General features: G+C 33.2%; 14 protein-coding genes. 5 read left to right on the forward strand and 9 right to left on the reverse strand.

Going from position 1 to position 13512, the window contains the following annotated elements; all coding sequences use genetic code 11:
* The first annotated feature begins 154 nt into the window (after positions 1-154).
* Both K0R77_RS05030 and K0R77_RS05035 read left to right on the forward strand, forming a co-directional pair.
* Positions 155-508, forward strand: a complete 354-nt coding sequence (locus K0R77_RS05030) for a helix-turn-helix transcriptional regulator (protein ID WP_300349325.1) — start codon at positions 155-157, stop codon at positions 506-508.
* A gap of 181 nt (positions 509-689) precedes the next feature.
* Positions 690-1007, forward strand: a complete 318-nt coding sequence (locus K0R77_RS05035; RefSeq protein ID WP_300349328.1) for a GIY-YIG nuclease family protein — start codon at positions 690-692, stop codon at positions 1005-1007.
* 683 nt (positions 1008-1690) lie between these two features.
* Here the strand turns inward: K0R77_RS05035 and K0R77_RS05040 are convergent.
* On the reverse strand, positions 1691-2461 hold the full coding sequence (locus K0R77_RS05040) for a GLPGLI family protein (RefSeq protein ID WP_300349331.1): 771 nt from the start codon (positions 2459-2461) through the stop codon (positions 1691-1693).
* Between the two features lie 71 nt (positions 2462-2532).
* Here K0R77_RS05040 and K0R77_RS05045 point away from each other — a divergent pair, with 71 nt between their 5' ends.
* Entirely contained in the window at positions 2533-2868 is a 336-nt protein-coding gene (locus K0R77_RS05045) for a helix-turn-helix transcriptional regulator (RefSeq protein WP_300349335.1), read from the forward strand.
* A 92-nt stretch (positions 2869-2960) separates the two neighbouring features.
* On the opposite strand, the gene K0R77_RS05050 is transcribed toward K0R77_RS05045, so the two are convergent.
* Together K0R77_RS05050 and K0R77_RS05055 are read right to left on the reverse strand one after the other, a co-directional pair.
* Positions 2961-3725 carry a GLPGLI family protein gene (locus tag K0R77_RS05050; RefSeq protein ID WP_300349338.1) on the reverse strand — a complete coding sequence of 255 codons (765 nt, stop codon included), beginning with the start codon at positions 3723-3725 and terminating at the stop codon, positions 2961-2963.
* Positions 3726-3772: 47 nt separating this feature from the next.
* Positions 3773-3982 carry a hypothetical protein gene (locus K0R77_RS05055; protein WP_300349341.1) on the reverse strand — a complete coding sequence of 70 codons (210 nt, stop codon included), beginning with the start codon at positions 3980-3982 and terminating at the stop codon, positions 3773-3775.
* Between the two features lie 451 nt (positions 3983-4433).
* Between K0R77_RS05055 and K0R77_RS05060 the strand changes: the two genes are divergently transcribed.
* Positions 4434-5315, forward strand: coding sequence for a cupin-like domain-containing protein (locus tag K0R77_RS05060; RefSeq protein ID WP_300349343.1), 882 nt, complete (start codon positions 4434-4436; stop codon positions 5313-5315).
* A gap of 83 nt (positions 5316-5398) precedes the next feature.
* Here the strand turns inward: K0R77_RS05060 and K0R77_RS05065 are convergent, their stop codons facing one another.
* The gene (locus tag K0R77_RS05065) at positions 5399-5710 is read right to left on the reverse strand and encodes a helix-turn-helix domain-containing protein (protein ID WP_300349346.1); all 312 of its coding nucleotides are present in this window, start codon (positions 5708-5710) and stop codon (positions 5399-5401) included.
* A 107-nt stretch (positions 5711-5817) separates the two neighbouring features.
* On the opposite strand from K0R77_RS05065, the gene K0R77_RS05070 reads away from it, so the two are divergent.
* Positions 5818-10419 carry a T9SS type A sorting domain-containing protein gene (locus tag K0R77_RS05070; protein ID WP_300349349.1) on the forward strand — a complete coding sequence of 1534 codons (4602 nt, stop codon included), beginning with the start codon at positions 5818-5820 and terminating at the stop codon, positions 10417-10419.
* A gap of 77 nt (positions 10420-10496) precedes the next feature.
* On the opposite strand, the gene K0R77_RS05075 is transcribed toward K0R77_RS05070, so the two are convergent.
* The 5 genes from K0R77_RS05075 to K0R77_RS05095 all read right to left on the reverse strand — a co-directional run bounded on the left by K0R77_RS05075 (position 10497) and on the right by K0R77_RS05095 (position 13499).
* The gene (locus tag K0R77_RS05075) at positions 10497-10901 is read right to left on the reverse strand and encodes a hypothetical protein (RefSeq protein ID WP_300349352.1); all 405 of its coding nucleotides are present in this window, start codon (positions 10899-10901) and stop codon (positions 10497-10499) included.
* The gene (locus tag K0R77_RS05080) at positions 10891-11172 is read right to left on the reverse strand and encodes a hypothetical protein (protein WP_300349355.1); all 282 of its coding nucleotides are present in this window, start codon (positions 11170-11172) and stop codon (positions 10891-10893) included. Before K0R77_RS05080 ends, K0R77_RS05075 begins: the two co-directional genes overlap by 11 nt.
* Before the next feature lie 143 nt (positions 11173-11315).
* On the reverse strand, positions 11316-11861 hold the full coding sequence (locus K0R77_RS05085) for an RNA 2'-phosphotransferase (RefSeq protein ID WP_300349358.1): 546 nt from the start codon (positions 11859-11861) through the stop codon (positions 11316-11318).
* 10 nt (positions 11862-11871) lie between these two features.
* Entirely contained in the window at positions 11872-12813 is a 942-nt protein-coding gene (locus tag K0R77_RS05090; RefSeq protein WP_300349361.1) for an ADP-ribosylglycohydrolase family protein, read from the reverse strand.
* Entirely contained in the window at positions 12813-13499 is a 687-nt protein-coding gene (locus K0R77_RS05095) for an NAD-dependent deacylase (protein WP_300349363.1), read from the reverse strand. The genes K0R77_RS05090 and K0R77_RS05095 overlap by 1 nt, the downstream gene beginning before the upstream one ends.
* Positions 13500-13512 lie beyond the last annotated feature (13 nt).

Below are 13512 nucleotides of genomic sequence, written 5' to 3' on the forward strand. Positions count from 1 at the left end.
TTTTGATTGAAAAGTTAAATCTCCATTTTATAACTACAAACATAGTTATAATTTTTTTATTTTTTAGTTTCTTATGAAGTTTTCTTATTTTTATTATGAATTTATCTTTTCTGTTTTACTTAAAAGTATAAATTTGTATAAACAACTTATAGTTATGGGAATAGGAACCAATCTCAAAAGATTAAGAAGCAAGACAAAATATTCCAGTAAGGATATTGCAGATCTGTTGGAAATAGACAGAAACACGTATTCTAATTGGGAAAACGAAGCTACAGATGTAAAATCTCAATATATTCCAAAGTTGGCAGATATTTTTAATGTAAAAATTCAGGATCTTTTTGATGATGGACAAAAGACCAATATTATAAATAACATTTATGATAATAAGGATAGTTCTGTGGGGCAAAAAGATATTCAGCAAGGTATCATCATTAACATAACCGATTCTGAAACAGCAAAACTTCTAAGTTCACAGCTTGAAGAATTGATCAAAAACCTAAAAAAATAAAATTCTCTCGGTAATTTTGTCATTCCGGAGGAATCTAAATTGTTTTTATTCATAGTCTAGATTCCTCCGGAATGACAAAAAAACTTTAAATACTGGCTTTTAATTAGAAGTAGTTATAAAACCATAAGCAGTTCCAATCGTGGTCATTCCATAGAGCCAAAATTAATAAAAACACAAAAAAATGATCGAATTTTCAGAGGGTATTTATACTTTCTATGTTTATATCCTGACTAATAAAAAACGAACCGTTTTATACACAGGCGTTACAAATAATCTCCATAAAAGGTTATCTCAGCACCAATCAAAAAACAATCCGAACAGCTTTACAGCAAAATACAATCTAGAATTTCTAGTTTACTACGAAAAATTTGGATGGATTCATCAAGCTATCGAAAGAGAAAAAGAAATTAAAGATTTCTCTCGGGATAAAAAACTTGAATTAATACGATCTCAAAATCCAAATTTAGAATTTTTTAATCACCTGTTTACTTCGCTTTAGATTGTTGAGATTCGTAGCCTGGATTCCTGCGGAATGACAAAGATGCCGTTATAACTATTCAAAAATTCTAATTCTAAAGGATTTAATTGACAATATGTTTGCCGTTGCAACACTATATTTGCCGTTCCAATTCCAACGTCATGCTTGTCGTTTTCCAACACTCTGTTTGTCATTCCGGAGGAATCTAAGCTGTTTTTTTCTTAGTCTAGATTCCTCCGGAATGACAAAGATGCTGTAATAATTATTCAAACAGCTTTAATTCTAAAGGATTATTAATGACAGTATGTTTGCCGTTCGTTGTTGAGATTCCTGCGGAATGACAAAGATGCTGTAACAATTATTCAAATAGCTTTAATTCTAAAGGATTATTAATGATAGTATGTTTGCCGTTCCAATGCTACATTTGCCGTTCCAACGTCATGCTTGTCATTTCACAACACTCTGTTTGTCATTCCGGAGGAATCTAAGCAGTTTTTTTTTCGTTGTTGAGATTCCTACGGAATGACAAAGATGATGTTATAATTATTCAAAAGTTTAATTCTAAAGGGAATGTTATTTGACAATTTTTCGGCATTCCATTGCTATGCTTTCCGTTTTCACCGCTACGTTTGTCATTCCGGAGGAATCTCAACAACGTATAAAATAGCTTAGATTCCTCCGGAATGACAAAGATGCTGTTAGAATTATTCAAAGGGCTTTAATTCTAAAGGATTATTATTCATTTTTTTTAATTTCTCAAATATTGCTTCTGTTTCTTTTCTCATACCTGCATCCATATCTGGGAAACCTGCAATAGTGTATTTTAGATTATAAGTTGCTTTTAGAAAATCTTTTTTACTAAGTTTTTTATATCCATTCAGATTGAATTCGAAATCATCTGTATTTTTTTCCAGCTTTATAACAGTAAAATGATAGTCATTTCGCGTATCATACAATTCAAATATCAAACCTGGTAAACCCGTAAACTTGTAAGGTCCCAAAGATTGCGGATATTCTTTAGAAAAATAAGCAATCCATCTTCTGCCGTATTTATTGGTTGCTGCCATTTGACATTTTATACCATTAATTATTTTTGTTTCACTATATAATACCCATTGTGTAGCAACATTTTCATCATATCTTAGTCTTTCGTCAATATAATTTCCGTACACGTTGGTAATACCATTTTTTTTCAATATTCTTTCGTCGATGTAATCTGCTGCCGAAAAGGTCACTCCAGATTTTCTTGAAGTTTTCTCTTCCTGATCAGTATCTTTTAAATAATTATTATATCCTGCAAAATAATAATCCTGTGAATTGCCAACTAAAACAAATTTTTGATCCCGCTGAAGATACTTATCTCCTAACTGAAGGGATGCTTTATAAATTACTTTTATTGTAGGTTGAAAGTCAAAATTTTGTCCGAAAAAGTATAAAAAATTAAGAGATAGAAATAAAATGCAAATTCTTTTCATATTTTATATAGTTTTTTCATTTGTTTTTTATTGAAAAGTATAAATTTGTATAAACAACTTATAGTTTAGTTATGGGAATAGGAACCAATCTCAAAAGATTAAGAAGCAAGACAAAATATTCCAGTAAGGATATCGCAGATCTGTTGGAAATAGACAGAAACACGTATTCTAATTGGGAAAACGAAGCTACAGATGTAAAATCTCAGTATATTCCAAAGTTGGCAGATATTTTTAATGTGAAAATTCAGGATCTTTTTGATGATGAACAAAAATTTCAAATTAATAATTTTGAAAACCGTGATAGTGCGACTGGTCAGCAAGGCATTATCATTAATATAACAGATTCTGAAACAGCAAAACTTCTAAGTTCACAGCTTGAAGAATTGATCAAAAACCTAAAAAAATAAAATTCTCTCCAGAGTTTTGTCATTCCGGAGGAATCTAAATAACTTATAAAAATTGCTTAGATTCCTTCGGAATGACAAAAATGCTGTTATAATTATTCAAACGGCTTTAATTCTAAAGGATTATTACTCATTCTTTTTCCTTTTTCTAAAAGAGATTCATAATATTTACGTTCTTCCGCACTAATAATTAAGCCCGGCAAAGCTTCAAATGTATTTTCTAAATTATATTTTGCTTTTAAATATTTATCTTTAGAATAGTTTTTAAAACTTGATAAATTATATTCGAAATCATCATCAAATTTCTCAACTTTTGTCAATGTAAAATGATAATCGTCCCTTGTATCATACAATTCAAATATTAAACCTGGTAAACCCGTAAACTTGTATGGACCTAAAGATTGTGGGTATTCTCTAGAAAAATAAGCAATCCATCTTCTACCGTATTTATTTGTTGCTGCCATTTGACATTTTATGCCATTGATCATTTTGGTATCTCCATACAATACCCATTTTAGATTTATTTTTTCTTCATAGCGAATTTTATTGTCCGGATTAATAAAAAACACAGTCGTTACTCCATTTTGTTTAATCAGTCTTTCCTGAAAATAATCGCTATAAACTCTTAGATCAATTCCTTTTGCTTCATACTGTCCCGTATCATTTAAATAATTTTGTGCTCCAGCAAAATAATAATCTTGCGAATTACCAACCAAAACAAACTCTTGAGTTTTTTGATATTTTTCACCCAATTGCAGTGAAGAATTATAATGCACTCTTATTGTAGGCTCAAAGTCTATCTTCTGACTAAAAAAATTTATAAAGCTACATACCAGAAATAAAATTTTTATTTTTTTCATATTTTGTTTTTTAATGTATAAAAAGCGGGGTTTCCTCCGCCGTTCATTTAATTAAGATTAAGACTTACTGTAGGTTTAACTCCACATTCACGCTCATTAATTAACGCAATTGAATTAGCAATTTGTTGATAAGTAGCACTATCTGAAAATGTAGTATAGTGTTTTATACCACAGGTTGAAGTCCAAACAGCTTGAATATCCTTAGCAAAAGCCATAACCGAAACGCCCATCATGGCGCAAAAAAATAGTTTTTTCATTTTGAGATTTTTAAAAATTAGTAAATAAATTTTTCCCAGATTGAAAATTTCGTCTAGAATAAATTTCCCATCCGGATGATGCATCATTTATGACTTTAAAAAGAAGTACATTGATACAGCAGAGTGCTGCAAAATGTTTCGCGATTTTCTAATTTGATGTCATGCAACAAACTTAAAAATAATTTTAAATAAATAATATACAATAAATTAGGCAATTATTGCGGTGTTTTTTTACCATAATCAAAATTTATAAACATTTCATTCGTATAAATTTTTAATATTGCAAATTATATTTCATAATATTATTACCATTACAACAATTGTAAAGACCAATCAAAAAATTTTTATCTGGAACAAATAAAAAAGTGATGAAGGTCATAGATTAAAAAGAACATTATTTGATTTATTGTATTCATATATTTAATAATTTTGTAACATAAAATATATAATAATGGGGGTTATTCTAAAACCTATAGATATTGTTGACGATATTACGAAAGAAGAGTTCCTTGAAAAATATCTGAAACCAAGAAGACCGGTAGTGATCAAAAACATGGCAAGAAAATGGCCGGCTTACCAAAAATGGACGATGGATTATGTGAAGGAAGTGGTAGGTGATGTCACCGTTCCTCTTTATGACAGTAAAAAAGCCGATCCCGCTGCTCCTATTAACACTCCGACAACCGAAATGAAGTTTGCGGATTATATCGATCTGATCCAAAGAGAGCCGACTGATCTGAGAATTTTCTTTTTTGATCCTATCAAACGTGCCAATAAATTGCTGGAAGATTATATTTCTCCTTCTGATTTGATGGGTGGATTTTTAGATAAATATCCTTCTATGTTCTTTGGCGGAAAAAGTTCGGTTACGTTTTTACATTACGATATCGATTTAGCACATATTTTCCACACCCATTTTAACGGAAGAAAACACGTTCTTCTTTTTGAACAGAAATGGAGAGACCGATTATATAAACTTCCTTATGCTACTTATTCTCTAGAAGATTTTGATATTTCTAATCCAGATTTTGAAAAATTTCCTGCACTTGACGGCATCGAAGGAATTGAGTGTTTTCTTGAGCATGGCGATACTTTATTTATGCCAACCGGATGGTGGCACTGGATGAAATATCTTGACGGAAGCTTCTCGCTTTCTCTTCGCGCATGGGACAAATCCTGGGCGGTGAAAGCCAACTCTCTCTGGAATCTTACCGTTCAGCGAAATTTTGACAATTTTATGAAAGGTCGCTTCAAAAAAAGATATATGGACTGGAAAGAGAAGAAGGCTGTAGAAAGAGCCAACTACGCTTTGAAAAGAGGTTTACCTAAATGATAAAAAAGACGTTTCGATTTGATGAAACGTCTTTTTTATTATATAAACGTTAAAACAATATTCTTTGATTTAGTGTATCCTTCCTACAAGAATTCTTCCATTTTCTCAAAAAGTGATATCATCGATTTTCCTTTTTCTGTAAGATGATATTCTATATGCAGTGGCTTATTCCTGATTACAACTTTTTCCAATATATCTGCTTCTGTCAAATCTCTTAATGCGATTGCTAATGATTGCTTATTTGCACCCTCTATTTCACGCAAAAGAGTATTAAATCTTAGAAAAGACTTGGTAGCCAAAAGAAAAATTTCTGGTTTTAATTTACCCGAAAACAGCTTCAGAAACCTTTGTACCGGGCAAATATGAGACTTATCATTTGTGTTTTTAGTAGTCATATTTTTTTTACTTATTGTAAAGTTATTCTAAAAAATTCATATTTGTATGACTTTTTTTTACAAAAAAAAGAAATAAAATAAACAATTAACTTAAACACATTAATGAAATGGAAAAGAAATCTTTTTTAAAATTTCTGCTTTTATTTTTGGGTCTTATGCACATCCCTATCTATTCTCAAAGTATAGTGGATCTAGACTCAAATATTGAAATTACCCAAACAGTTAACCAGAAAGGAGCTGTTGTAATAAAAGGTAATTTTAGCAAACCTGTAACCTCCGATCACGTAGTTCTTACGATCAAGTACAAAAACGACTTGGGAAATTGGATTCCTGTATGGAACAAAACGTTTATTGCCGCTAATGAGTTCAATCAAAATTTAACGGCAACATTTGAATTACCTGCTTCTAATGTTGGTATGCAAAATGTAAAAATTGAATTAAGTTCTAATTCTAATCTTTCAAATTGGCAGTCGATTATTTGGCAAAAAACGGTAGCTCATTACAAACAATCTGACTATACATCAGGAAAATGTCAGCTGGACGAAAATGAATATACCTACTTGTTTACACCAAAAACCAGTGGAACTGTTGTCTTAAATCCGGATGGAACTGTACAAAGTGTGAAAGACAGAGTAACTTCTCTGCAATTACCTAAAAAACTTGATAATATTGCTTTATCAATCAATGCCAACGGGATATTAGATAATTCCAACCCCGATGCTCCTGTCATCAATATCGAAAACCCTAATAATCTTGCTACTATAGCAAGCTCTCAAAAATATATTTACCAGGGAAGTGATACAAGCCCGTGGGAATATTCTTATCATGATCCTGTTTATATGTTTGCAGGAAAATTTTCAAGTGCAGGTTTTTTCATCAATTTCAGTAACTGGTTTTTACCCCCAGAAGAAGGAGGCGAACAGGCAGGTAGAGGATATTTAGACTTTACTAATCCTAATGCTTTGGTCAACAGATATTATAATCTTTACAATTATATTAATGAAGAACTGACTGATGTAATCACAAATCAGGAACCTGTAGTAATTATTATTAGTAAAGTAACAGGTTTAAGGGTATATAAGGCTAATGGAAGTTATGTTACTATTAACGCACTAAGTAATTATAATACCACTAATGATTACGGCTATCCTCCTTTATATGATAAAGACAGAGGACCAGGATCTGAAAATTTCTTTCTGAGCAATACTTCAAAGGCATCTATATATGGAGTTGGAGCCATCAGAAACAGACAAGTTACTTCAAGTTGGAACGGAACCTCCAGACCTTTAGCTGAAATAGAAACAGAAATTAATAAATTTATTAATTATGTGGGTATTTTTGGCAATACCGTTAACCCCGATACTGTTGCTTGTATCACAATTAATCCGGGGGCACAACCAGATGTTGTTGATTGGACAAAAGCGCCTAACAGTTATATTTTCACAGGTAAAGACAAAAATGGGAATAATGTAGACGGACTATATATTCCTGTGAAAAAAGCCTATGAAATGTGGAAGAACGGAAATTACATGAAAGGAACTACGATACCTTCAGGAGTGATAACGGCAGATGTATTGTGGGAAGATAATATGGGACTGATAAAATCTAAAGAAAATTATACTTTAGATATTATAGGAACTGGTGAAAATGCAGAAATAAAAGTACCTGTAAATAAGGTAAAAGAAGGAAATGCTCTTATCGCTTATAAAGTAAACGGAGAGGTTTTCTGGTCGTGGCATGTGTGGGTAACCGATGATCCCACAAACGGTTCCACGTATAAAAGTTATGATGACGTAAAAAGAGAATTAAGTAACGGTACTGTAGAAACTATTCCGAGTTCCGAATGGGGATGGATGGATAGAAACCTTGGTGCTTTAGGGGGATCTCTTAACGGCGATGGTTGGAATAGAAGTGGCGGGCTAATGTACCAGTGGGGAAGAAAAGATCCTTTTCCATCGTTAACAAATAATGACGCCAGCTTTTATCAGATAACCGGTAGTATGGGTAAAATTGTCTATGATGACGCAACAGCAAGGCTAAAATACGCCAACAGTCCTTTTAATGATTATAAAAACTTTAATGATCTAAGGTTATTTGTAAATAAATCAGTAGCCAATATAACAGACAACATCAGAGCATCGGTAAAAAATCCATTAAGTTTAATTTACGTCAATGATGATAATACTTCAACACCTTCTGTATATGGGACAACAGCTGATGGTGTTCCGTATTATTATAACTGGTTTGGGCAGGTACCGGGATTGCAGACTAATGAATTAAGTAAAGCTAATTTATGGTCAGATAATTCTATGGGGACACAGGCAACTGATATTACAGTTCCACAACCTTACAGAAATAAATCTTCTTACGACCCATGTCCAAACGGATGGAGACTTCCTTCAGTTTTGGTTGCATCATCAACAAAAAATGTAAGGATGGATTTTACACCTTTTGGACCTAAAGTAAACAGTCCGCTTTCAGCTTTAAATTTATCCGGATCAAATGTCCCTCCGGGATTATCTAACTTAAAACCATATTTGGCTGGTATAAAAGTATACCCTCAATACGGTTTTGACATGACTAATGTAGGTGGTAACAATATTGGCATATTTCCAGGAACCGGTTGGATCGGAAGAGGAAAAAGCGGAGATGGCAGATACCATACGAAAGCAACCTTCACAGACCAGCTTGAAACCTACTTATGGACCGCAACGATGACTAGTTATAGTGGATATTCATCAATTGCCAGTGCATTAAGATTAATTCCGTCTGCAGATCAGATCGTGAACGGATATCAACCGGACGCCGCAAATTATCCTAACGTTTATGGTTTGTATAGTTATAAACCTGCTGATGATTATCCAACGAATAATGCACATGCCTGCAGATGTATCAAAGATCCGTTGTTTGTAAAAAATAATTATGATTTCGAAACTAAATTTTTCAGTGAAACCGAAACTTACAAAACAGGATTAGATAACCCTAATAGTTATATGATTACAAAATCTACTACAGACCAAGTAATCTCAATACCTGTGAGCAAAGCTTTTTCTGTACAAAGCAATTATCTGGGTAATACTCAAATTTTAAACGCCGCAAATTTTAATGATTTAAAAGCGAATGTACTCTGGACAGATAATAATGGTTTAATAACTCAATTAACCATAGATAATCCGTCTTCTAAAGATGCTAATATAAACGTAAAAGTAAATGCCAACAAAGCAGGAAATGCTGTAGTTACATTACACAATGGCTCAATTACTAATCCTGTCTACTGGAGCTGGCATATTTGGGTAACCAATACCCCTTCAAATTCTCTTACTTATGTAAATGACACTCCTATTACCACCGATAATTATATGAATTATACTCAATATGGAACTATAATGAAGACCACGATTATGGATAGGAATTTAGGAGCTATTGAGGTTATGCCGACTTCTTATACTTATTATCCAGATATATATTTAGAAGCCAGTAGACTTCAGCTTAATAATTCGCAGGGATTGCATTACCAATGGGGTAGAAAAGACCCTCTGCCTACATTTACTAATGTGGTTCCACCTAATAGTGCTACTACTAATACTAAATTTAATGTATTCATAGGGACTACTAATAGTAGTGGGGTCGTATCATATTCAACTCTATCTGAAGCTACTTATAATTCAAATCACGTGGTGAATTATAATACCTATAAAAGCAGCATTAATACAACCGACAAAATAGATGCCAGGATAGAAAAAATTCTGGGATATTCTGCAGCAAATCCTCTAAAATTTATGAAGCCAGATGTTGCATATCCAACCCGTACAGACATAAATTACATCCTTGGTTCAGATTGGTTATTTGACACTAATTACCACGCCTTATATGCAGAAAGATGGGGCTTAGGTAGCAAAAAATCAGTATTTGATCCTTGTCCAAATGGTTGGAGAATTCCAGAGACTGGTACAAGTCCCACAAAATCTTCACCTTGGAGTTTAAAAAATAATCCTGAATTTTTTACAAGTGGCGGAAGTGATGGCAAGCCTGTTGATGGTACTGAAACAGGTTATTATGGCTCTGTAATTTCTCATTTGCAATGGTCGACGCAGTCTACTTATGGTAGAACAGTAGGGTTTTTATTTAATAATAGCTTATATAATGTAGGAAATTATCCGAAGGGGTATATTAGAGGCAAGAGATCTGTAGTGAATGTAGCTCCCCTAAACAGTTCAATTGCTGGTGATTCGCCAAGTGGAATCTGGTATGCCAATTTACAGCAAAACATGACAGGAAGAGGCACCTATATGAATTTTGACAAATTTTCTAGAATTCTTGTGAAATATACAGATGTAGATCCTTACGCTGCAATGAATTGCAGATGTGTAAAACAAGAAGACGATGGTATTCCAAGAGGTCCGCTACCGGGTATTCCTGTAACACAAAATTCTGGTTCTCAAGCAAAAAATATTTTTACCCAAGCAGTGATAGAAGAAAAAGTAAAAGATGATAAGTTGGTTTTATATCCTAATCCTGTAAAAGATATTCTGCATATTGAAGCAAAAGATGACAAAGATTATTACTATCAGATCTATAATATGTCTGGTCAGCTAGTAAAAGAAGGAAAATTTGACAGCAAACAAACCAATGTTTCTTCTTTAACCAGTGGAGTGTACTTAATTCGAATAAATAATTCTGAAAATATTGTTAAAATAGTAAAACAATAGGCTTATTTCAATATTAGAAAATAAATTTTAACCACGCTTTCGGGCGTGGTTTTTTGTACAATATATTCCCTCATAATTTATCCATTTACTAACAGTTCCTCCATATTCCGGGTTACTTCGTTGCATGAAAAACAGGCATTTTCGCCATCCTGAGAATACCATCTGCATTGGGAACGAATCGGGCAGAATGATAAATTCTTAATTGAGGAAGCATCAAAATCCTGAACTTTTTTTGAGAGTGAACATTTTGATTCTACATGGTTCCATTGTGAACAGCCTTTTTCCACACATTTTCCGGTAAAACGAAATCGTTGTTCGAGATTACTTTTCTTTTTATTAAGCTCAAGGAATTCTTTTGTAACGGTAAGCGGAGTAATAAAATTCACTTTTCCGTTTTTTCCCAAAACGCCAAAAAGCTGTGCCCCGGTTTTCCCTAAATAACTGGGACACATCTTTTTTGAGGAATTACTTTTAGCCTCCATAACCTTTGATTTGAGACTGAATATCTTTTAACTGAGACTGAATATCAATCTCCGGTTTGAAGATGATGATTCCCCACGGAAACCAGTCTTTGATACGAAGAGGTTTTGTAATAGCTCTGAAATCTCTCTGGGCAGAAAAAGAATGCGTGTTATCGATTTTTGACAGCTCAGAAAGCACAACATTCTGAATTCCCTTGTCGATGTTTTTCAATTGTGCATCGGTAAGATCTACTCCTTCTAATGAAACGAAAAAATGTTTTTTAGTTGCCATGATAATTGGTTTTAATGGTTTTACAGAGCAAATTTCGCTTTATAAAAACGTAAAACTTACAGGAAAAACACCTGAATCAGAAAGGAAAAAGACTGTATTTATTTTACTTAAAAAAATTAAATATCAATTGATTGAAATAAAAATCAATTTTGATAAATATATTTAGCATCAACAAAATCCGTGAGCCAAACATCATTTTCAGAAAGATAAAATTCAATTCCGTCGTCGGACATTTTTTGTGTGTTGATAATTAAAATAAATGGTTTTCCGTGACGCATTCCGACTTTGGTTGCGGTTTCTTTATCCTGACTTAAATGAACATGTTGTCGGTTTCTTTTTTCAATACCTTTTTCTAAAATGGACTCAATATTACTTTGAGCTGTACCATGATAGAGAAATTCTGGAGGTTGTTGCGGAACTAGAGCTAAATTAATATCAATAGAATGCCCTTGGTTCGCTCTGATTCTGGTTTTATCTTCATTAAAAATAAACCGTTTTTTATCATTGGTTTGTACGATTTCATCTAATTCTTCAAAGGTAAAACCTTGAGAATCGTTTGTGGATTTTGTAATCAATTCGCCAACATCTGTCCATCCGTTTTCATCTAAATTCAGATTAATGAGTTCGGGATGATGCCTGAGAACGTAGCTCAGGAATTTACTTGTCTTTTTCTTTTGTTGTTCGTTCATGGTTTGTGTTTTATTTCATTAATTTATTTTCTAACTTTCTACATAAGTTTTCAATATCATCCTTTCTCACTAACTCAGCAATCCATTCCTCAGGAATATTTTCAAAACCATAATAAATTCCTGCAATTCCGCCTGTGATAGCTCCCGTTGTGTCGGTATCTTCTCCTAGATTGACGGCTTTCAAAACAGCTTCGGAATAACTTTCTGAATTTAGGAAACACCATAATGAGGCTTCTAAACTGTGAAGAACGTAGCCGCTGCTTTTAATTTCACCTTCATTATATTTAGAAATATCACTCTTTAATATTCGTTGAAAAAGTTCAATCTCTTTTGGGTTAAAACCTTGAATTTCTGCATATTCCAAAGCTTTTTTTTGAACATGGTCATATGCTTTTTGTTTATCTTTTCCCTTAATTAATTCAATAGCAAGAATCACATAAATAAAACACGCAAAAACAGAACGAAAATGTCCATGAGTAATTGATGAAACTTCTTTTAAGGTTTGATAGAGCTTTTCAAGATTTTCTTCATCTTTAAGATAAAAAGCTAAGGGAAGGATTCTCATCAAAGAACCATTCCCATTATCTTCTTCAAAAATATTTCCTGAAAATTTTGCACTTTCTCCTTTAATCAATCTTGCAATGGAATGTCTTGTTGTTCCGCCAATATCGAAAAGTCTTCCGTGAGCCGTCCAATGTCCGTATTTGTTCCATTTTACAAAGCTTTCTCCGATTTTTTCTAAGTCATAACCTTTTGTCAATACTTCTGCAAGACAAAGAGTTAGAGAACTGTCGTCACTCCAAGTTCCTTTGGGTTGATTCCACGACATATATTCCAAATATCTGGTAACTGGGGATTTTTTTAGATCTTCTCTTTTCTTGAATTCCACTGGAACGCCCAAAGCATCGCCGATACAAACTCCGAAAATTCCGGCTTTTACAATATTTTCCATTAGGCTAGATTTACAAGCTTATCAAATAATAGTTTCATTCCTCTTGTTGCGGTCTCTTTCATAACAACAGCTCTTTGTCCATAGCCGAAGCTTGTTTCGTTGGGATTGATTACAATTAAAAGACAATCATCTTTGATCTCGTGAATCAATCCTGCCGCCGGATACACCTGTAATGAAGTCCCAATTACTAAGAAAATATCTGCTTCTTTTGCTTTTTTCGTGGCTTCTTTCATCAAAGGAACATCTTCCCCGAACCAAACGATAAAAGGTCTTAATTGGGCTCCGTCTTCTGCTTTATCTCCAATCTTGATGTCTTCTTTTTGTTCGTAAATCAAACTTTTGTTGTTGCACGAACAAGATTTTAACAATTCTCCATGAATGTGAAGAATATTTGTTGATCCCGCTCTTTCATGAAGATCGTCGATATTTTGAGTGATGATTTCAACCTCAAAATATTTTTCTAAATCTGCAATCAGTTTGTGAGCATCATTAGGCTCTACTTCATGAATCTGGCGACGTCTTTGATTATAGAATTCCAAAACCAATTCTCTGTCTTTTCTCCATCCTTCCGGACTTGCTACATCCGCTATATTATGATTTTCCCAAAGACCGTCTCCGTCTCTGAATGTTTTTATTCCGCTTTCGGCGCTGATTCCGGCACCGCTTAATATGGTTAGTTTTTTCATTTGTTTCCTGTTT

The sequence above is a fragment of the Chryseobacterium sp. genome (assembly GCF_029240215.1).
GTDB lineage: Bacteria > Bacteroidota > Bacteroidia > Flavobacteriales > Weeksellaceae > Chryseobacterium.